Raw genomic sequence first — 19,871 nt, forward strand, 5'->3', positions numbered from 1 at the left:
GCCAGATAACAGAAAGCCCGCAGCGATAAACTGCGGGCTCTTATTTAAACTAATAATCACACACGTTTTAATGGCCTGATAATACTTTCCAAGCCTTCGATTTTGAACTCTAATGCCAACGCCATCAGCGTTCCCAGCTCTCCATCTGGAAAACCCTGTTTTCGAAACCACAGCAAATACTCTTCTGGCAAATCGATTAATACCCGACCACTGTATTTACCAAACGGCATTTTTACATTCGCAAGCTTTACCAAATGTTCTTTTTCAAACATCGCTTAAGCAATCCTTATAACCTAGCACCGGACTTATAAAATCAGTGTAACACGCTCTTCGATTTCAACAATCATGGCAGCAGGTTAACTCTCTTGAGCTAACCATGACTGGCGAACCAGAAGCTGATCATTTTGCACTAACGCACCAGTATAGACATCGCCCGCTTTCACTCTGCCCACACCTTTTGGTGTGCCTGTCATGACAATATCGCCATCTTCTAACTGTATAAAGGTCTGTATCTCGGCGAGGATCTCATCCGGTTGATACAGCATTAAGGTCGTGTCACCCTGCTGTACCAATCTGTCGTTAATATACAGAGTCAATCCCAATGGCTGCGCATTTTCTGGCAGCAGCACAAACTCACTAAATACCGCAGAACCATTAAAAGCCTTGCTGCGCTCCCAAGGTAAAGATTTCGCCTTTAAGGCACTCTGCACAGCACGCTTAGTCAAATCGAAACCAAAACCGGCAGCCACAAATTTACCGCCTTGATAAAGATAAGCAATTTCGCCTTCATAGTGCAATTTATCATTGCCATGAAAAGCGGTAAGACTTGCTGTAATCGCAGAGTTCGGTTTAATGAATAACACCATGTGTTCAGGTATCTCGTTACCTAACTCATGAATATGTTCGACATAGTTACGGCCTACACAGACGATTTTACTGGGTGATAATAAACGGTCATTAAAGCGCACATGGTTCATATTTATTCCTTTAAATACACGTTAAACAGCACATGAGACTAATTCACGGATCAGGGTGGTGTTGTCATTCTTTCTTTGTGTTCTGCACAAACGTGAGACGAACATTAACGGGAACACTCGTCGCGATAGAGTTTAAATTCGCGATATTCTGAAGCGCCTCCACCCCTTTATCCAACGCGAAGTTCTTGCTGTCAATCACGACAGGCTTGATGGTGTTAACCAAAATCCCGCCATTCTCTAATCCCACCACTTGCAAATTGGCGACTAAAAGCTGCTTCTTGCCATGAAGGTCCAGATCGACTTCAGCTTCGAGAGACATAGTTTGACCCGGTTTTAGAGCCACCAACGCCGCTTTATCAACTTGCGCCATCAGTGTGGCGACTGGAAACAACTCTGTTTCAAATAGCATCTTGTTCATGCGTTCATCCCGAACAGGGATCAGTGTATCAACGCTGGTAAGATCAATCGAAACAATTACATCACCACGCTCAGAGACCGATCCGCTTAACTCTCTGAATTGATGAATTTCTGTCACCGCCGCATTTTTTACCGATAAGAAATTGACATTCGACTGCGCATTATCCAACATCCAGTCAGCAAACACTGTGGCGGGTAGCCCTGCTAATAAAGCACAGCCAGTGATCAATACATGGTGTAGTCTCATCAAGAATGTTCCTATTTTTGGGTTTCTGATTCAATCAATATAGGTGAATTACTTGTTATTTTTTTATTATTATTGAGCCACCATAGGAATTAGATAATGATTAATAACGAAACAAAAGCGACAGCGATAAAAAAACCTGCTTTCGCAGGTTTTTTTAATCATCACTATTATCAACAAACGTTTTTATTAACTCGCTTGTTTTAACGCGAGCGACGGCAGAAGTTCTTCTGCAATCAATTTAAGCAAAAATGTTTCACGCTCAATCGACATACCTTTCTTTTCACTGTTCGCCATAGTGTCTTCATTATGTGCAATCGCATCATAGATATTCATCCAGACAGGCTTCATGCCGTTTTTGATTTCGTAATCTTCAAGCCGCGTTTCACCTAACTCAGCATCGACCGTACACACAAAACAGTAAGACTCCATATGAACGATATCGTGCTCGGGCTTATACCAGGGACGATATTCTTCATATAAACCAAATTCTTTAATGTCTCGTATATTTTGCGCCCCCGTTTCTTCCTGAAGTTCACGGATCAGACCCGCTTCAGCATCTTCACCATCATCTATCCCACCACCGGGCAGGGTATAGTCATGGTAGCGTGCGGTGTATAGCATCAAAATGTCTTCACCATTCAAGATAATGCCACGGGCAGCCTTACGGTGGAAAATACGAGCATCCAGGTTTTCGATATCAGGATGCACTGAAGAGTTTAATAATCGCATGGCTCAGTTCGTCTACGTCAGTTTAGGAGCATGAAAGGTCGGCTATTCTAACGTAAGTTGGCCTGTTTTCATAAATCCTCTTTTTGGAGCCTGTTTATCTTTCAACCGTTTTGCAATGTGGGGAGATAAACAGGCCTAACCATTACAGATTAAAAATCACCAATCGAGTAACCGCTGGAAGAAGCGTTCGACATTATTTACACAGCTGGGTTTTAAGCGGCCGCTGGGATCCCAGGCGGGCAATGTAGTTTGACCGAGGCAACTTTGAGAGAAACTGCCACTCTGAGATTGTCGATAAGAAAAATCAGTGACCTTTGCGGGCCGGCGCAGTACTAACGCTTCAGGATCACGACGCTGAATATAATCAGCATATAAACGCAATGCGCCAGAAGACCCGGTTAAGTTGACACTTTTATTATCATCCCGGCCCATCCAGACCGTCACGACCTCACGACCATCCACACCGACATACCAACTATCTCGGCCATTATCCGACGTGCCCGTTTTTCCAGCCAAATGCGACGATGCGAACTGGGTATTCAGGTAACGTCCGGTGCCTAAACTCACCACTTTTTGCATACCGTACATGGTCAGCCAGGCAGCTTGTTCAGATACGGCAGGTGAAGATTTCGGCCAGTTCTGATAAAGCACATTACCTTCACTATCGGTAACTGCCGTTAATGCGGTCAGGTTGGCTTTATGGCCGCCACTGGCAATGGTCTGGTACATCTGAGTCACTTCCAGCGGCGTTAAGGTAAACGCGCCCAGTAACATTGATGGCAGCTTAGGGACTTCTTTACGATCGACTCCGAGCTTTTCCATCGTGTCGATAACATTGTCTATACCAACCGCCATGCCTAAGTTGACCGTCGGAATATTGTACGACTTCGCCAGTGCCATAAACAACGGCACTTCACCGTGATATTGCCGGTCATAATTGCGCGGTGACCAGTCCTCTCCTTTCGCCCCCTTCAAGGTCAGCGGACGGTCTTGGAGCGTGGTCGCCAGTGAAAAACGCTCAGGCTGCTCAAGTGCGGCAAGATAGATCGCGGGCTTAACAATAGAGCCTATTGGTCGTTTTGCATCAATCGCCCGGTTGAAACCGGCATAACCGGGACGACTTCCCCCGACCATCGCTCGAATTTCACCAGATCGTCTATCTGCAATCACCATTGCCGTTTCCAGCTCTTTTCCGGCCTGTTTTTCAAGCTTAGGAATTGCATTTCGTACCGCTTGCTCTGCTTTTTCTTGCGAAAGCGGATCTAACGACGTGAATAAACGCAGCCCTTTTCCTGGCTGGTAGTTATCGCCGACATTTTCTTCAAGTTCGTGCTTAAGCTGTTCAAAATAGGCGGGCTGTCGATTTGCCAACCGACCTTTATCTTGCACCCCAATGGAGCGCTTAATGGCGATGTCATACTCGTCTTGTTCTAACTGACCATTATCAAACATCATTTTCAGCACTAAATCACGGCGCTGTTTTGCACGTTCAGGGTAACGCCACGGATTATAATACGACGGCCCTTTTACCAACCCGACCAACAAGGCCTGCTGATCGATACGTAACTCAGAAAGCGGACGCCCAAAATAGAACCGCGCCCCCAATGCAAAACCATGGACCGCATCAGCACCACTTTGTGCCAGATACACCTGGTTAAGATAGGCATCGAGGATCTGATCTTTGTCATAGCGATAATCAATGATCAGCGCCATATACGCTTCGCGGAATTTACGCCATAAACTGCGCTCGCTGCTCAAAAACAGGTTCTTTGCCAGCTGCTGAGTCAGGGTACTTCCCCCCTGAACCGTGCGGCCTGCTTTCAAGTTCGCCAAAAATGCACGGCCAATGGCAACCGGAGAGACGCCATCATGCTGATAAAAATTTCGATCTTCCGTTGCGATCAATGCATCAATCAAAGGCTCCGGCATTTCATCTTTCGGCAAGTAAATACGTTGCTCTTCAGCTCGGGCTTCCAACATGCCTAACATTTTCGGTTCAATACGCAAAAAGCCTAATTCTCGCTGCGTCTTTGCCTCATAAATACGTTTCACCGCCGAGTAATCAAACTCCACAACCACATGACGCTGATCTTCGCTGCCTTCTTTAAACTCAAACGGACGGCGGATAAACTCAACGTTCAGTCGTCCGGTTGAATATTCGCCACTTCGACGCGGCGCATTAACCTTCTGGTACTTCAGCACCTCCAGCTCATTCACCAAATCTTCATATCGGATTGGCGTACCGGGCTGAAGAGTCAGTTCGCGGGCATACACGATGGATGGCAGTTGCCACAACTGCCCTTCAAACTTCTCCGTCACTGTCTGGTTAAGTGAAAACCCCATCCATACCATACTGATTGAGGTAAACATAACGGCGCCAATACCGCCCAATTTCAGCCACTTTCGTTTACTTGGTGGCTGGCGTGCTGCGCCTTGCTTTAATACCGGATCAGGCTTTAATTCTGACTCCGGCTTGTGATCGGATTCAGGCTGTTTTTGCTTGTCTGATGTCGTCATAGGGATCTGTACTAACTCCACTCAGAGCATTCTGAGTGTTAATAAATGGTTCACACCACCCAATAAGGTTGATCAGGCTGTGAGATCTGTTTTGGGCAGGATAGAGAAACAGCCATCACAGCGTGTCATGCCTCTGTCAAAGTCTGAGCAATAGTTGCGACCGAGAGAAAAATCCCTCAAAATACGCGCCCGTTGATCCAACTGCTGAGAATAACTATGGAACGCGATTATAAATTTGACTGCCTGGTGACCATGCCACGCCATGAACTGGAAGAGTTCAGTCTCCGAGTTATCAGCCGTATGGTGCCGGAAGATGTGATGCAAGAGCTATTCACCTTCGATCAGGAAGAGATCGATAGCGACGACCGGATGAAGTCAGCGCAGTTCGATGCCATGTTACGCATGACGGCCATTGCATTAGGTGAAGTCAAAGGTGCCTTTTCAGAATCAGAGAATGCAAAGCAAAATGCTGATCGCATGATCCGACTGATCCTATGGCATTTCTATGCCCTGTCTTTCAATCTGGAAGAAGCCGTTTCACTGGAAGAACACTGTGAGCAGGTTGAGTCACTGCTTGATACCGCCCCGGATAATGCTTTTGGCTGGGTCAAAATACTGACCGAGTTACTGCACAACTATGCTGAAATTCACGATCAGAATATTAATAAAAAGAATAAGCTGAACGCATAAAACAGATATACCCTCGCGACTAAAATAACAAAGAAGCCGCTTAATGCGGCTTCACTGTTACTGTAAGTCTCTAATTAAAACAGCAATAAGAAGAGTCGTTACCCTCTTGAAATTGAAGCCTGATGCTGTGTAATAAGATCGTTCATTGAAATATTCGCTCTCTGTTCCGCAAAATCAAATGTATCTTCACGCCTCATCGGTTCAATCACCTCATAGTAACATTTGAGTTTTGGTTCAGTGCCAGAAGGGCGAACAATCACACGGGAACCATCCTCTAAACGGTAGATCAACACATCACTGGCAGGTAAATCAATGGCTTCAGTTTTACCATCAGCATAGATTTTAAGTGATGACTTTAAGTCATCTGTAACCACTACGCGCCGACCTGCAATATCAACCGGTGGATTAATACGTAATGTTTCACCGATTGCCGGCGCACTGGGATCCAGCGCGATACTCTTTTGCGCATTCAGGTATAAGCCGTGTTCTCGGTAAATAGCTTCCAGCTGATCCCACACCGTTTTTCCATTTGCGGCGAGCTCTGCCGTTAGCTGGGCAAACGCGACCAATGCCGATAAACCATCTTTATCCCACACTTCGCTGCCAACGGTATAGCCGAGTGCTTCTTCGTAAGCAAACAGGAATCGACTCTCTTCGGTCTGGCGCTGCATTGCGATATTTGTCAGCCATTTAAACCCTGTCAACGTCTGAAAATAATTGGCCCCGGCAGATTTGGCTATTTGTTCTAATAAACTGGAAGAAACAATTGTTGATCCGACCAGGTTCTGACCGGCTTCGGCGTGATTAAGCAAGTAATATCCCAGCAAAACACCAACCTGATCGCCTGTCAGCATCTGATATTCGCCATCTTCTTTACGCACCGCGACAGCAAAGCGATCAGCATCAGGATCGTTTGCACAAGCCAGTGTCGCATTATGCTGTTTGGCTTCTGCAATCACCATGTCCATCGCCCCCGCCTCTTCCGGATTCGGGAAGTTGACAGTAGGAAAAGTACCATCCGGTTCACGCTGAGCGGCGACACTATATACCTGATTAAAACCGGCATCTTTCAGCAAGCTTTCTGCCATCTCCGCCCCAACCCCATGCATAGCGGTGTACGCCAGGCTGATCCCATCAGGCTGGGTATGATTTGAAAGCAGTACATTCGTATTCATGGTGTGGCGGTAGGCCTGATAAAAATCATCATCAAGCCACACTAACAGGCCTTGCTGCTGAGCCTGTTCCAGATCCATCAGGTGAAGGTTTTGCTTCGCCGCTTTATCGATTTCAGCCGCAATACCTGAATCATGTGGCGGAATAATTTGCGCGCCATTGCCCCAGTACACCTTAAAACCATTATAAGCAGGCGGATTATGGCTCGCAGTTACCACTACACCTGCCGCCGTATCTATATGAGTCACGCCATAAGCCACTAGCGGTGTCGGGGATACCTTAACCGTCAGGTACACTTTGATCCCCTGCCCTGTCAGAGCCGCAGCCGTATCATGGGCAAACTGTTTTGAGTCCGGCCGTCCGTCATACCCGATCACAACCCCCCGAAATGCGGCATCTTTTTCAGTCGCGAGCAAATACTGGCCGAGGCCCGTTGCCGTCTCTTGAATCACCAGTCGGTTCATCCGGTTCGGGCCTGCCCCCACCAGACCACGCAATCCTGCCGTCCCAAATTCCAAACGGCTAGCAAACCGGGCAGATAATTCCTCTTCCTTATTCGAATCAATGAGCTGCTGTAGTTCTTCACGTGTTTTAGGGTCAGGGTCTCGCGCTAACCAACGAGTAATTTCTGTCTTCATTATTAAAGTTCCTACAATGTTGTTTTCTCTCAATCCGCAGCAATAGCATTCAAACGCACTCGTGCGCTTGAGCTGTTCTTTCTGATGAAGCCCAATGGTGACGCTTTCACCAGATAAATGATTGGTATCATTGAAAACCAAAGCAATAAATCAAGTATAGAAGCTAAAGCAAAACACTCTGCACAAAGAGGGATAACACCACGTCATAGCGATTTATTTATCATAAATAACATTAATCAACCACAGAAAACAAAAAAAATAACCGATGTAATACATACGCTTAAAATAAAATGGCATTCCTGAATACGCATAAAAACAAATAAATACCACTATTTTATACCTTATACTAATCTTCAAATAACAACATTCTTCAATTGAATGTAAAAACAGCACGTGAATACCAAGCATGGTTAAGTTAAAGATGAATTTAACTGATTTTTGTACTGATGAAGAAGGCTTAACCACAGTGGAATACGCGATTGCAGGTTCATCAGTGACTTTTAGTCTCTTATTAGCCTTTACCTCGTTAGGTGCGGTCGTAAAAAACAGCATTGTCAGGCTTGCTAACCTGATTCCTTAACATGTCATTTAATACCACCGCCCGTCATTATTTTGACGCAAGAAAATACACATAAAATACGAATTTAAACAATAACTTGTAAAAAAAATAAAAATTTAAAACAAAAAATAGCTAGTACTTTTCTGATATTCAACTAGTTTTAAATTAGCAACACAGTAGCAACATACCACTTTAATTCGTTTTAAAGTGGTACACATAACGGACGACCTTGATATCCAAATCGGGAGTGACAAAGATGAATAACTTAAAGCAGTATTTAATTGAATTTTGCCGTGATGAAGAAGGCTTAACAACGGTGGAATATGCCATTGCCGGTGCATTAGTGGCCGTGGGTGTCGTTACCGCATTCAGCTTGTTAGGCGACGCAGTTGAAAACACCATTAATGATCTTACAGATGCAGCTAGTGGGACGGTGACTCCCTAATGGGAATGAAACAGTAAGGATGTATGAAACCTTGCCAGCTCAAAAAGGATTGATATGAGCCTAATGATCATAAGCATCATGATTTATGCAGCACTCTACGATCTCAGAGACTGCAAAATCCCCAATAAAGCGGTTATTGCAATAATTACGGTTGGATTAGTGCAATCAGCAATGACGACCATTGGGTTAGGCTCGATTCAATCCATTTCATTACCAGATGCCCTATTGGGACTGTTCGTAGGGCTTCTGATTTCTATCCTGCTTCATATAGTGGGCTTATTTGGTGCGGGGGATGCGAAACTACTGGCGGCATTAGGCGCCATTGTCGGGTATCCGAACATTATTTTGCTTATTGCCATGGCGGTCTTAACCGCTGGGAGTCTCGCTGTTTTACGACTGGCCTGTTACGGCGAACTTCTTAATATGCTCAAACGGTGGCGAGATGTTCTCATCTATCGCATCTACCAGCCGTCGCAACCAAACTCTGTGGCAGCCGGTGCAGTTCCGATGGGAGGAGCCATACTGCTAGCGACGATTTACTGTGAGTTTTATTTGTTTTAACGGATTATTTTACTATTTGTTATAGCAGAACTTTTTAATACCAATTAGAGGGGTTAGCATGATCAATTCAGCATCGTCAGTATTGCTCAATTCTGAAAAGTGCGCCCCTGATGCGCTAAGTGAGTTAGTACCAAAGCCGCGTACGCTTGAACAAACCGGTATTCCCGCTCGAATACTGGAAACGCTGCTGCTGAAACATTTATCGCAGGCTACGGATTTAGATGTACCGTCCTTATCTCAATCACTTGCCTTATCGGGTAACCTTGTTGATCTACTTCTGCAGAAACTGAAAGCAGAAGCACTGGTTGAAGTCCGATCCGATGGCAGATTTGACCGCGGAATGCGCTATGGTTTAACTCAAAAAGGCAGGCAATTTGCGCAACAAGAACTCCAGCGCGATGGCTATCTTGGCCCGGTACCGATTCCGCTTGAACTATACAAACAATTAGTCGTACGCCAGTCGTCAAAACGTGAAGCGGTCACCCCCGATTCACTGACAGCAGGGCTTAATGATCTGATTTTAAACGACAAGCTTGTTGCTCAACTTGGGCCGGCGTTAAATTCTGGACGAGCGATTTTTATTTACGGTCTTCCGGGAACAGGTAAGACGTATGTTTCTCGCCGCCTGGTCAGACTATTTAAATCGAATGTACTCATTCCTTATGCTGTTTGTATTGGCCACCAGGTACTGCAAGTATTTGACCCAATTATTCATGAAATGGTCAAGCCACCTGTTAATCAAAGCATAAAAAAAGAAGGCTTGAACACCAAAAGCTTGCGTCTCGATGACGGCCATGACGACAGATTAGTGCTTTGTAAAAGACCCGAAGTCGTTGTGGGTGGTGAACTCACAGCAGAAATGCTCGAAGTATCGATGGATCCCACCTACAAAATTAATCGAGCCCCTCTGCAAATGAAAGCCAATAACGGCATTTTGTTAATTGATGACTTAGGCCGCCAGAAAATATCTATCGATGCGATTCTAAACCGTTGGATTGTACCTCTGGAGGAGCGAATCGATTACCTTTCAATGGCATCAGGTGAACACTTCGATATTCCTTTTGAGCAGGTACTTGTTTTTTCATCAAACATTCATCCAAGCCGACTCGCTGACGACGCATTCTTGCGGCGTATTGGCTATAAAATTCAATTTGAGCCTATTTCACAGGCTGATTACTATTTCCTATGGCAGCAAGAGTGTAATAAACACGGTATTGCACTAGCTAAAGATAGTCTTATGCTCGTGGTCAATAAGTTACATATCGAACACAGTGTACCTTTCTTGCCATGTTATCCACGAGACTTGGTATTGATGTGCAGTAATCAAATCGATTTTTTCCAACTATCACCTCAAATAGACCAACAACTGATTGAAGGTGTCTGGAACAGTTATTTCGTCGACCAAGTCGACTCAGAATAACCATGAATGACCACAAGTAAAGCAGGAGAAACTCATGGCTAAAGGAAAAGTAATATTAATGTTATTTGTTTCCATTTTAATGGGAACCGGTGCATTACTGCTGGCCAATAACTGGCTACAACAAAAACAAGCCAATTTATCTGAGGAAAAACAAGCGGAGTATACACAACCAGTTCAGCCGACAATTAAGGAAGAACCCAAAGTTGCCCGAGTAATTGCTCAGATGGGCATACCTCTTGGCACTAAAATTGAGGCGAAACATTTACAAGTCGAACACTACCCTGCAGACCTTATGTCGACCAGCGGATACGAACAGATTGAACAAGTTATTGGTAAACTGGCCCGAAATGAAATGTTTCAAGGGGATATCATCCGTAAAGAGCGTTTAGTTGCCCCCGGAGAAGGAACAACCTTAGCAGCATTAATCGCACCGAAGATGCGTGCCGTTACTATTCGGGTTAACGACGTAATTGGGGTCGCTGGTTTCCTTTTACCTGGCGATTTCGTAGACGTTATTTATGCCCAAGAAAAAGTAAACAGAGCATCGACCGTTCTCAAAAAAATCAAAATACTGGCCGTAGATCAAACCGCACGCACCGATGAATCCAAACCGATTATCGTCCGGGCCGTTACACTGGAAGTCACGCCAAAACAAGTTGAAACCCTGATTACAGCAAAGTCAAAAGGGGAACTACAACTCGCTTTACGGAATCCGAATGACCCGGAAGAAAAACCTCAGCGAGTTTATCGCCGAACAACAGATGCCGTCACCGTAATAAAGGGAACTAAAACAAGTCGTGTCAATGTACGCATCTAAATACAGGGAGTTGATAACATGGATAATCCACTTATAAACAAGTTTGATTTCGGCCGGCTGATATCAATTCTTGTCCTATTGTTAGGGCTTGGCATTAGTTTCAATACGTTTGCGGCAAGAACGGAAAGTATTACCGTGCCACAAAATAAATCTCGTCTTGTCGAAATTCCTGGGCAAGCCAAGAAAATATCTGTCGGAAACCCAGAGGTCGCAGACATATTAATTCTGCGTTCCAACAAAATTTATGTATTAGGAAAAACACTGGGTACAACCAACGTGATTATCTGGGATTCGAAAGGGCGCCTTATTAGCGTGTTAGACGTCGAAGTCACCCATGACCTGAATGCTTTAAAAACGAAACTTTATGAGTTTATGCCGAGTGAGAAAGTCTCTGTATTTACCAGTCAAAACAAGTTGGTTCTCAGTGGTGAGGTAACAAGTGCCGCCAAAGTTGATACTGCTGTCGAGATTGCCCGTACTTTTTCAGGCGATAACGCAGGCATTATTAACCTGATGACCGTCGGCGGCTCACATCAAATAATGTTGGAAGTGACGGTTGCAGAAGTTCAGCGCTCCTTGGTACGCGAATTTGATTCAAATTTCGTCTTCGCTCGCAATAATAGTAACTGGACCTGGGGTGGAGTAAATGGCGGGGCAACTCTGCCTGTTGGTGGTGATACGAGTGTCGATGCAATTACGGGATTGCTGAATATTGAAGACAGCGGTCTGTTTGCCAGCTTTATGACCGGAAATACCATATTTGCCACCGCGCTTAATATTGCCAAGACCAATGGCCTGGCGAAGGTGCTGGCGGAGCCGACATTAACCGCACTCAGCGGTGAGCAAGCCGAGTTCTTATCAGGTGGTGAGTTCCCGGTACCGGTACCGGATGATGATGGTATCACCATTGAATATAAAGAGTTTGGTGTCGGTTTGAAATTCCTCCCGACAGTGATGTCTGCAGACAGCATTAACCTGGCGCTTAATATCGAAGTGAGCGAAATCTCAACGCAAAATGCACTTACTCTTACTCCCAGTGGAACAGGAACGCAATTTTTTGTTCCCGCACTAACCAAGCGAAGTGCCAAGACAACCGTTGAATTAGGCAATGGTCAGACAATCGGCATTGCAGGTTTACTGAGTGAAAATATTACCGATGTCGTCGAAAAACTACCCGGCCTTGGCGATCTGCCAGTGATTGGTCAACTGTTCCGTAGCCAGTCGTTTCGTAAAGGGGAAACCGAACTTGTTATTCTTGTCACCCCTCGATTAGCCAAGCCTGTCAGACAGCAAGATATCAGCTTACCAACAGACAGCTTTGTTGAGCCCAATGACTGGGAATACTACCTGCTAGGTCGCATGAGTGAACTGAAGCATAAAGATGTTTCAGCGGACAATCTCTCTCAGGACTCAGCTACCTCTACATACAACATTTCACCAGATGCCGGCTCTGAAGGCCAATTTGGTCATAGCTTATAGAGGGACTTTGAAAATGGATAAAACAATAATGCTCTTAGTTGTCAGCTCTTTGACTGTCACTGCCTGTGCTAACGACATGAAATTAGGAGATAGCCAAAATCAGCTAATTCGAATGCAAACGGTCGATCCGTTGGCTGAAAACAGAGTCCCTGAAAATTCGCCCCCTTTCAGTGGCGAAAAAGCAAGTAAGGCTATTCGCTCTAATCATAAGGGAGAAGAAGCCGAGAAAGTGAAAACAAAAGAGCTTCTTCCTGATTAACTATAACAATCAGCAGTAACTCAAAGTTTAGAGTTTAGAGGTGCAAAATGACTATGAAACAATGCATGACCTCATCATACCGTTCGCAAAAAGGTGTAGTGGCTGTTTTCGCCACTTTAGCAATGGCAGTGTTGATTGGTGCTGGTGCTCTGGCTCTTGATGTTGGCAACCTTATTTTATCAAAAGGTAAGCTACAAAATCTGGCCGATACAGCCGCACTCAGTGCGGCTAAATCCATCGATTTGGGTAGTGACCACGCTGCTGCTATCGCTGCCGGCAATCAGACCATTGCCGATAACCTTGCATTAAACGGTTTTAACGCTTTGACAGTTGATAGCACCAGTATCAGCTATGACTTTTCAGAAACATTACCCTTTAATCCCGCCACCAGCACCGAGAACTCGCCCTATGTCAGGATACGTATAGAAAATGTTGATATCCCCGATTTTTTAGTCACCATCTTCAACATTGATATGAGCGTTCGTGCTTCCGCTGTTGCTGGGCCGAGCACAAAAGTGGCATCAACGTGTAACATTGTCCCACTGAGTATCTGCGAAGGAGACGAGGATCCAAGTACAATTTCAGGCTATAAAAAAGATTCGCTGCATGTTCTTAAGGCATCATCCTCACAGGATTCCAGCATAGGCGCAGGTAACTTTATGCCAATGGCACTACAAGATGCCTCTGGCAATCCCATTTCAGGTGCCAACTCCTATAAAGAGGCACTTGCAGGTAGTTTTGACGCCTGCCTGAGTGTTGTTGAAGATGAACCCATTACCAGCGAACCGGGCAACATGGTTGGGCCAACGGACGGTATAGACACCCGGTTTGGCTTTTATTCCGGAAGTATGAAAAAAGATCAGGAACTCTACCCTGCCGATAAAGTGACCGAGTACCGGGGGCCTGCTCAGGTTGAAACCGTACAAAAAACTGAGCCTGATCCTGAATATCCCGATGATCCTAACAAACGAATCCCGGTATTTAATGAAGATGGCACCCCGGTCAATATCTACAGACCAACTCTGACGCTGGATGATGTTTACAACTATGAAACGTATAACCAGACATACATGGATGAGGAATTTGCAGAAAATGATTATAAAACCTGCATCGGTGATTCAACCTGCCAGGCATCAGGGTATTATCGCCGTATAATCAGCGTACCAATTCTAAAATGTGACAAGATAACTAAGACTGGTGGCAGAATGGATATCCCTCTGAAAGGACTTGGGTGCTTCTTCCTGACACAGCCTTCAAGTGTCACCACTCACGTTGATAGCAATGGCGGTGAAAGTGGCAACTCATGGATCATCGGTCAATTTCTCGACAAATGCCCAGTCAACGCCAGCAAAGCAAGTAATATCCCCAGTGAAATAGGCCCTTATAAAATCCAGTTATATAAAGACCCGGATAGCGAGGACTCATGATGAAAGCAGCCAAAAGCATAAAAGGGTTAGCAATGGTTGAATTTACCATCATTCTTCCCATCCTGTTATTTCTCCTGCTCTCTATCCTGGAGTTGGGTCGTGCATTTTTTCTTTATACGGAATTAGAAAAGTTGAGCCGTGACAGTACCCGATATTTGATAAATACAATCGCTACGGGTTCATCAGGTAACTATCACTTAAATCAAATTGATATAGATAATGCCAAGAACTTAGCGGTCTACGGTAATATCAATGGCGGAGGAGACGCGCGGCTTCCATTCTTAAAAACCGAACAAGTCTCTGTTACTCTGAACGGCAGTCATGTGCAGGTTGAAATTATCTATCCATTTCAACCTGTACTTAACCAATTACCTAATTTCTTTTCTGGGGATGCCATTTCTTTAAATTTTAATATGACATCAAGCTACACCATGAGGATGTTGTTATGAACAGAGCAGCAAATAAAAGAAAACAACACGGGGTAACAATTGTTGAGTTTACTATTGTTGCATCACTGTTCTTTATCCTTATTTTTGCGATCATTGAATTTGGACGATTAATGTTTACCTGGCATACATTAAATGAAACCACTCGGCGTGCGGCACGAATAGCCAGTGTTTGTCAGGTATCAGCAACAGAACAAACCGATGTCATCACTTCTGCTTTCATCGATAGTGTGCCGCTACCCAATTTTACCGCCGCCAATATTGAACTCCGTTATCTTGGCGAAGACGGTACTCCAATTACAGGAGACCTCACAACTCCGGCTAAATTTAATGACATCAGTTTTATTGAAGCCAGGATTATCAACTATCAAATTAATCTCATCATTCCTTTAGCGACTTTTGATGTTGATTTTACTGCCCCTGACTTTTCGACAATATTACCTAGAGAAAGTCTGGGTGTTACTAGAACGGGTTTTACAGACTGCTAAGGTGATGTATGGATAATTTACATTCAATTCAGACTAAAAATGAAAACGTTAAACAACCGTTAGCAACCTTAATAGATGGTTGGATAATCACTCATGATGAAGCGTTTCTCCATCACCTGTCTTCATATGTCGGGCATTGGTCTAATGCCCGATTTAAAGGTTTTTCTGACCTTGAATCAAGGGCTTTATTAAACAATGACGGGAATAAAGTATTGCCAGACTTAGTCGTTGTTGACGGTAAAACGGACTGGCTTGCAATTGTCAATCAATTTAATCAAACCAACACAACGAAAATACCCGATATTGTTCTGCTCGCAGAAAACGTAGATACTTCACTGATGCGGCAAGCCTTAAAATGCGGCATTAAAGATGTTTTAAGCATTCCCTTCAATGAAATTGAACTCGATCAAATCTTGTACGACTGTGCTGGTAAAAAAAGAAATACGGCTCGATTAGGCGACGTCAGCGTATTTATGAATGCTAAAGGTGGAATGGGCTCATCAATTATTGCTACCACTGTTGCACATATGCTTGCTCTGGAGAAAACGACTAACCCAGTGTTAATTGATACAGATGCACAATTTGGCTGTATACCCAGCTTATTATCAGCACAACCAAAATTCATACTCAGCGATGCACTCAACCAAGTCGAGGAATTGGATGAATATGCCATTGACGGACTGTTAACTAAACACGAATCCGGATTGCGTTTTATTTCAAGTCGGAGTGATGATCTTCTTGATAAAATTCCGACAATAAATGCGCTTGCATTCAATCGTTTTCTGTTACAACTCAGAAATAATTTTGATCATGTCGTCGTTGACCTGTCCAGAGGGCTCGAAAATAGCACCCTGCCCGCACTGGCGGAGGCCAATAACATTTTTATCGTAGTACAACAAAATGTTCCTGCGATTAGTGAAGCAGCCAATCTGATAAAACAATTGAAGCACCTGCTTGGTATCAATGAAAATCACCTTAAAATCATCGTTAACCGTTATTCCAAAAGTATTGACATCGAACCTGATGAAATAAAAAAAACATTGCATGTCAATGAACTAATATTAATACCGAATGACTATCAATCGGTCAGTGCAGCAACCAACCTCGGTGAGTTATTGGCGGTTAATTATGTCAAACGGCCAATAGTCAAGGGAATGCGGGTTGCAGCGAACTGTATTTTGAATAAGACACCAGACGAAGCACACGGCATTAAACGCTTATTCTCGTTTTTAACCAGTTAAGCATGTTTTTTTAAAAGGAGTTGAGCATGTTTTTTAAAAAAGATCAGGCTTCAGAGCCCGTCACTGACAACATTAAAAGGGAAGATGCCAATCTTACGACGCATTCACCATCGACAACTAACAGTGACAAGCGTATCAAACGAGAATTACTTGACTCCCTGTTCAATTCACTTGACCTTTCTTTGCTTGAAACCCTGGACCCCGTTCAGGCAAGGACACAAGTTTCAGAGACCGCAGCAATGTTATTGCTGGAACAAAATGTTCCTCTGAATGCCGAAAATCGTAAACGCATAATTGATGAGATCGGCGACGAAATTCTGGGATTAGGCCCGCTTGAGCCACTGTTAAAAGATACGTCCATCTCCGATATTTTAGTTAATGGTTATGATCAGATTTATGTCGAACGTAAAGGTAAACTGGAAGCGACAGAAGCCCAATTTCGTGATGACAGCCACTTACTGAATGTCATTGATCGCATTGTGTCTCTGGTTGGGCGCCGCATTGACGAAAGCTCTCCGATGGTAGATGCCCGCCTGAAAGATGGTTCACGGGTTAATGCCATCATTCCCCCGTTAGCCATTGATGGTCCATCGCTCTCTATCCGTCGCTTCGCTGTTGAACGACTGCAAGTCGAACAATTACTCGACTATGGCACCCTTAATCAAGAAATGGCACATTTCCTTCAGGCTATCGTTAAGGGACGTCTCAATATTTTAATTTCTGGTGGTACCGGCTCAGGAAAAACCACCACACTTAACATCTGCTCCTGTTTTATTCCTGAAACCGAACGCATCATTACCATTGAGGATTCAGCCGAGCTTCAATTACAACAGCCCCATATTGTTCGACTCGAAACCCGGCCACCGAATATCGAAGGCCGGGGGGCAATTACCCAGCGGGAACTCGTGATTAACTCACTTCGAATGCGGCCTGATCGTATTGTGGTCGGCGAAGTCCGAGGTGGCGAAGCCGTCGATATGCTTGCAGCGATGAACACCGGTCATGATGGTTCTATGACAACCATCCACGCCAATACCCCTCGTGATGCACTGGGCCGTATCGAAAACATGTTTGCCATGGCCGGCTGGAATATGCCAACGAAAAACGTCAGAACTCAGATCGCTTCTGCTATCCATATCGTCATCCAGCTACGCAGAATGGAAGATGGTAAGCGTCGAATCACCAGCATTGTTGAACTCAACGGTATGGAAGGTGATGTCATTACAATGACCGAACTTTTTACCTTCAAACGTACTGGTATCGACGAAAACGGCAATGTGCTGGGCAACTATCAGGCGACAGGTAATGTCCCCTCGTTTATTGAAGCCTTTAAACATATGGGCATTGATTTACCATACTCTTACTTCACGCCAAATAATGGCTTAGGAGGGTTCTGATGGAGAGCAGTCTCGAACTCTATTTATTGGTTTTTTTTATTGCGGTGGTGGTGATTTCGCAAACGGTATTAGTGTCTTCTAACGGTACCAGAGCCAAACGCTCTCGCCTGTTAAAAAACCAACTCGACATGATCGCCGAAACAGGCAATGCACAACATCAGCAATCATTATTACGAAAAAATTATTTGGACAAACTCAGCAACACTGAGCGCTGGATGGAAAACAACCGGCTAGGTGAGTTTTTAGGCGAAAAACTCTCTTTAGCTGGACTTGAGTGGAAAGCCTACAGAACAGCTATTTGGTTAGCACTGACTGCTTTCATCTGTAGTCTCGTCATACTACTTGTCACTCATAGCCTGCCTATAACCCTGCTAACGCCGCTAGCCATTCTGCTTGTTTTTTCATTATGGCTCAGATACAAAGCTGAGCAGCGTCTTAGCCTGTTTGAAGAACAGTTTGTTGAAGCGCTTGATGTAATGAAACGCGCTTTATTAACCGGATATCCTTTTAGCGAAGTAATGAAAACCGTCAGTCAAGAGATGCCAGCGCCGGTCTCGGTTGAGTTCGGTAAAACCTTTGTTGAACTCAACTACGGTGTCGATATTAAAGTAGCTTTAGCAAACCTTGCACATCGCAACCCTTCGATCAGCGTATTAGCCTTCAACAGCGCCGTTATCATTCAAAAAGAGACCGGGGGTAACTTAGCAGAAACTCTTGAAAAACTTTCAGAAGTTATCAGAGCACGATTTCGTCTGATGCGAAAAGTGAAAACGCTGTCTGCTGAAGGGCGAATGTCAGCCTGGGTATTGATGTTAGTTCCGTTTGTTTTATTTATTGTTCTATATTTCAGTAACCCTGACTACCTCACCCCGCTTTTTGAATCAGAACAAGGTACCACCATTCTCTCTGTAACCGCTGTCAGTATGTTTATCGGCCTGATCTGGATACGGAAAATTCTTCGAATCGAGGTGTAATATGGATTACTTTATCACCCTGATTATGGGGTTAGTCGGTAATGAAAAAGAGGCCGAATGGATTTTCCTTGGCTTATTTTTCATCAGTGCCGTAGCGTTCACGATCAGTATTGCAATACTACTCTCCAGTGTATTTAGCCCGTTAAAAAGAAAACTCAATAAAATCTCGCATCTAAATGTTGTACCTGGCAAAAGTGTTAATGAGAAAAAACATTTTGATAAAACCCTGGAGTCGATTGATAAATACATTACCCCGACATCGGCCAAAGAAAGGGATAGCACTAAAGCGCTACTGATGCATGCAGGTTATGAAGATAAAAAAGCGCTGACAAATTTTTATGCCATTAAAATTTTACTGGTCATTTTTGCTCTTTTTAGCGTACTGGTCGGGACTCGGTTCATGCCCGAGCTCTCCTCACAAAAAATATTATTTTATACTTTAGTGGCTATGGGTTTAGCCACCATTATACCCAACATAATTCTTCGGAAAATAGCAAAAAAACGAATCCGTAGACTTGCCAACGCCTTTCCCGATGCTCTGGATTTGCTGGTGGTTACGTCAGAAGCTGGCTTGGGTTTCAATGCCGCGTTAAATCGAGTCGCCAACGAAATAGACGCCATTTCTCCTGAGTTAAGTCAGGAGCTGCAAATAGTCGGTCGAAAAGTCAGAGTTGGTGTGCCGATGCCGTCCGCTCTGGGGCAATTTGTCCAACGAACAGGTCTGTTTGAGTTACAAGGGCTTGTTAGCATCATCAGTCAATCGGTCAAGCTAGGAGCCAGCATGGGCGACACATTAAGAGAATATGCTGTGGAATTTCGTGACCGACGCATGCAAAGAGCCGAAGAGGAAGCGGCAAAGATAGGCACCAAAATGATTTTTCCACTAGTTACTTGCATATGGCCAGGATTCTTCGCCATCGCCATCGGCCCGGCTATTGTCGCAGTACTGGAAGTGTTCGGAAAATAATAG

General features: G+C 44.4%; 21 protein-coding genes. 15 read left to right on the plus strand and 6 right to left on the minus strand.

Translation table 11 applies throughout. The features are described from left to right. Positions 1 to 56: 56 nt before the first annotated feature. The 5 genes from AC2204_RS07765 to mrcB form a co-directional block, all read right to left on the minus strand. Complete coding sequence (locus AC2204_RS07765; RefSeq protein ID WP_318924947.1) at positions 57 to 272, minus strand: DUF3820 family protein; 216 nt, start codon at positions 270 to 272, stop codon at positions 57 to 59. Between the two features lie 84 nt (positions 273 to 356). Then, positions 357 to 977, minus strand: a complete 621-nt coding sequence (locus AC2204_RS07770; RefSeq protein ID WP_318924948.1) for a fumarylacetoacetate hydrolase family protein — start codon at positions 975 to 977, stop codon at positions 357 to 359. 64 nt (positions 978 to 1,041) lie between these two features. Then, positions 1,042 to 1,641 carry a YceI family protein gene (locus AC2204_RS07775; RefSeq protein ID WP_318924949.1) on the minus strand — a complete coding sequence of 200 codons (600 nt, stop codon included), beginning with the start codon at positions 1,639 to 1,641 and terminating at the stop codon, positions 1,042 to 1,044. A 186-nt stretch (positions 1,642 to 1,827) separates the two neighbouring features. Continuing rightward, positions 1,828 to 2,370 carry an NUDIX hydrolase gene (locus AC2204_RS07780; RefSeq protein ID WP_318924950.1) on the minus strand — a complete coding sequence of 181 codons (543 nt, stop codon included), beginning with the start codon at positions 2,368 to 2,370 and terminating at the stop codon, positions 1,828 to 1,830. A 156-nt stretch (positions 2,371 to 2,526) separates the two neighbouring features. Beyond that, positions 2,527 to 4,887 (minus strand): penicillin-binding protein 1B, encoded by a 2,361-nt coding sequence (mrcB, locus tag AC2204_RS07785; protein WP_413466688.1) that lies wholly within the window; start codon positions 4,885 to 4,887, stop codon positions 2,527 to 2,529. 216 nt (positions 4,888 to 5,103) lie between these two features. On the opposite strand from mrcB, the gene AC2204_RS07790 reads away from it, so the two are divergent. Further along, on the plus strand, positions 5,104 to 5,577 hold the full coding sequence (locus AC2204_RS07790) for an exoribonuclease R (RefSeq protein ID WP_318924951.1): 474 nt from the start codon (positions 5,104 to 5,106) through the stop codon (positions 5,575 to 5,577). Positions 5,578 to 5,675: 98 nt separating this feature from the next. Here AC2204_RS07790 and AC2204_RS07795 read toward each other — a convergent pair whose 3' ends face one another. Then, positions 5,676 to 7,388 (minus strand): phospho-sugar mutase, encoded by a 1,713-nt coding sequence (locus AC2204_RS07795; protein WP_318924952.1) that lies wholly within the window; start codon positions 7,386 to 7,388, stop codon positions 5,676 to 5,678. Positions 7,389 to 7,809: 421 nt separating this feature from the next. On the opposite strand from AC2204_RS07795, the gene AC2204_RS07800 reads away from it, so the two are divergent. The 14 genes from AC2204_RS07800 to AC2204_RS07865 all read left to right on the plus strand — a co-directional run bounded on the left by AC2204_RS07800 (position 7,810) and on the right by AC2204_RS07865 (position 19,868). Next, entirely contained in the window at positions 7,810 to 7,968 is a 159-nt protein-coding gene (locus tag AC2204_RS07800) for a Flp family type IVb pilin (RefSeq protein WP_318924953.1), read from the plus strand. A 235-nt stretch (positions 7,969 to 8,203) separates the two neighbouring features. Then, positions 8,204 to 8,392, plus strand: coding sequence for a Flp family type IVb pilin (locus AC2204_RS07805; protein ID WP_318924954.1), 189 nt, complete (start codon positions 8,204 to 8,206; stop codon positions 8,390 to 8,392). Positions 8,393 to 8,446: 54 nt separating this feature from the next. Continuing rightward, complete coding sequence (locus tag AC2204_RS07810) at positions 8,447 to 8,953, plus strand: A24 family peptidase (RefSeq protein ID WP_318924955.1); 507 nt, start codon at positions 8,447 to 8,449, stop codon at positions 8,951 to 8,953. 58 nt (positions 8,954 to 9,011) lie between these two features. Beyond that, positions 9,012 to 10,373: an AAA family ATPase gene (locus tag AC2204_RS07815; protein WP_318924956.1), complete on the plus strand. Its 1,362-nt coding sequence runs from the start codon at positions 9,012 to 9,014 to the stop codon at positions 10,371 to 10,373. Between the two features lie 34 nt (positions 10,374 to 10,407). Continuing rightward, entirely contained in the window at positions 10,408 to 11,190 is a 783-nt protein-coding gene (cpaB, locus tag AC2204_RS07820) for a Flp pilus assembly protein CpaB (RefSeq protein WP_318924957.1), read from the plus strand. An 18-nt stretch (positions 11,191 to 11,208) separates the two neighbouring features. Continuing rightward, a complete protein-coding gene (locus AC2204_RS07825; RefSeq protein ID WP_318924958.1) occupies positions 11,209 to 12,669 on the plus strand; it encodes a type II and III secretion system protein family protein in 1,461 nt (486 codons plus the stop codon). Between the two features lie 13 nt (positions 12,670 to 12,682). After that, positions 12,683 to 12,928 (plus strand): hypothetical protein, encoded by a 246-nt coding sequence (locus tag AC2204_RS07830; protein WP_318924959.1) that lies wholly within the window; start codon positions 12,683 to 12,685, stop codon positions 12,926 to 12,928. 47 nt (positions 12,929 to 12,975) lie between these two features. Further along, positions 12,976 to 14,355, plus strand: a complete 1,380-nt coding sequence (locus AC2204_RS07835; RefSeq protein WP_318924960.1) for a pilus assembly protein TadG-related protein — start codon at positions 12,976 to 12,978, stop codon at positions 14,353 to 14,355. Continuing rightward, on the plus strand, positions 14,352 to 14,804 hold the full coding sequence (locus tag AC2204_RS07840) for a TadE/TadG family type IV pilus assembly protein (protein ID WP_318924961.1): 453 nt from the start codon (positions 14,352 to 14,354) through the stop codon (positions 14,802 to 14,804). The genes AC2204_RS07835 and AC2204_RS07840 overlap by 4 nt, the downstream gene beginning before the upstream one ends. After that, on the plus strand, positions 14,801 to 15,289 hold the full coding sequence (locus AC2204_RS07845) for a TadE/TadG family type IV pilus assembly protein (protein WP_318924962.1): 489 nt from the start codon (positions 14,801 to 14,803) through the stop codon (positions 15,287 to 15,289). Before AC2204_RS07840 ends, AC2204_RS07845 begins: the two co-directional genes overlap by 4 nt. 8 nt (positions 15,290 to 15,297) lie before the next feature. Then, complete coding sequence (locus AC2204_RS07850) at positions 15,298 to 16,530, plus strand: CpaE/TadZ family protein (protein ID WP_318924963.1); 1,233 nt, start codon at positions 15,298 to 15,300, stop codon at positions 16,528 to 16,530. A gap of 26 nt (positions 16,531 to 16,556) precedes the next feature. Continuing rightward, positions 16,557 to 17,927 carry a TadA family conjugal transfer-associated ATPase gene (locus AC2204_RS07855; protein WP_318924964.1) on the plus strand — a complete coding sequence of 457 codons (1,371 nt, stop codon included), beginning with the start codon at positions 16,557 to 16,559 and terminating at the stop codon, positions 17,925 to 17,927. Beyond that, complete coding sequence (locus AC2204_RS07860) at positions 17,927 to 18,901, plus strand: type II secretion system F family protein (protein WP_318924965.1); 975 nt, start codon at positions 17,927 to 17,929, stop codon at positions 18,899 to 18,901. Before AC2204_RS07855 ends, AC2204_RS07860 begins: the two co-directional genes overlap by 1 nt. A gap of 1 nt (position 18,902) precedes the next feature. Continuing rightward, complete coding sequence (locus AC2204_RS07865; RefSeq protein WP_318924966.1) at positions 18,903 to 19,868, plus strand: type II secretion system F family protein; 966 nt, start codon at positions 18,903 to 18,905, stop codon at positions 19,866 to 19,868. The last annotated feature ends 3 nt before the right edge of the window (positions 19,869 to 19,871 follow it).

It is taken from the genome of Photobacterium sp., from assembly GCF_057456235.1.

Coding starts and splice junctions, on each gene's coding strand:
- AC2204_RS07830 (WP_318924959.1), top strand. CDS start 12,683: ATGGATAAAACAATAATGCTCTTAGTTGTCAGCTCTTTGACTGTCACT.
- AC2204_RS07860 (WP_318924965.1), top strand. CDS start 17,927: ATGGAGAGCAGTCTCGAACTCTATTTATTGGTTTTTTTTATTGCGGTG.
- AC2204_RS07780 (WP_318924950.1), bottom strand. CDS start 2,370: ATGCGATTATTAAACTCTTCAGTGCATCCTGATATCGAAAACCTGGAT.
- AC2204_RS07805 (WP_318924954.1), top strand. CDS start 8,204: ATGAATAACTTAAAGCAGTATTTAATTGAATTTTGCCGTGATGAAGAA.
- AC2204_RS07855 (WP_318924964.1), top strand. CDS start 16,557: ATGTTTTTTAAAAAAGATCAGGCTTCAGAGCCCGTCACTGACAACATT.
- cpaB (WP_318924957.1), top strand. CDS start 10,408: ATGGCTAAAGGAAAAGTAATATTAATGTTATTTGTTTCCATTTTAATG.
- AC2204_RS07765 (WP_318924947.1), bottom strand. CDS start 272: ATGTTTGAAAAAGAACATTTGGTAAAGCTTGCGAATGTAAAAATGCCG.
- AC2204_RS07865 (WP_318924966.1), top strand. CDS start 18,903: ATGGATTACTTTATCACCCTGATTATGGGGTTAGTCGGTAATGAAAAA.
- AC2204_RS07800 (WP_318924953.1), top strand. CDS start 7,810: ATGAATTTAACTGATTTTTGTACTGATGAAGAAGGCTTAACCACAGTG.
- AC2204_RS07770 (WP_318924948.1), bottom strand. CDS start 977: ATGAACCATGTGCGCTTTAATGACCGTTTATTATCACCCAGTAAAATC.
- AC2204_RS07845 (WP_318924962.1), top strand. CDS start 14,801: ATGAACAGAGCAGCAAATAAAAGAAAACAACACGGGGTAACAATTGTT.
- mrcB (WP_413466688.1), bottom strand. CDS start 4,887: ATGACGACATCAGACAAGCAAAAACAGCCTGAATCCGATCACAAGCCG.
- AC2204_RS07790 (WP_318924951.1), top strand. CDS start 5,104: ATGGAACGCGATTATAAATTTGACTGCCTGGTGACCATGCCACGCCAT.
- AC2204_RS07795 (WP_318924952.1), bottom strand. CDS start 7,388: ATGAAGACAGAAATTACTCGTTGGTTAGCGCGAGACCCTGACCCTAAA.
- AC2204_RS07850 (WP_318924963.1), top strand. CDS start 15,298: ATGGATAATTTACATTCAATTCAGACTAAAAATGAAAACGTTAAACAA.
- AC2204_RS07810 (WP_318924955.1), top strand. CDS start 8,447: ATGAGCCTAATGATCATAAGCATCATGATTTATGCAGCACTCTACGAT.
- AC2204_RS07775 (WP_318924949.1), bottom strand. CDS start 1,641: ATGAGACTACACCATGTATTGATCACTGGCTGTGCTTTATTAGCAGGG.
- AC2204_RS07825 (WP_318924958.1), top strand. CDS start 11,209: ATGGATAATCCACTTATAAACAAGTTTGATTTCGGCCGGCTGATATCA.
- AC2204_RS07835 (WP_318924960.1), top strand. CDS start 12,976: ATGACTATGAAACAATGCATGACCTCATCATACCGTTCGCAAAAAGGT.
- AC2204_RS07815 (WP_318924956.1), top strand. CDS start 9,012: ATGATCAATTCAGCATCGTCAGTATTGCTCAATTCTGAAAAGTGCGCC.
- AC2204_RS07840 (WP_318924961.1), top strand. CDS start 14,352: ATGATGAAAGCAGCCAAAAGCATAAAAGGGTTAGCAATGGTTGAATTT.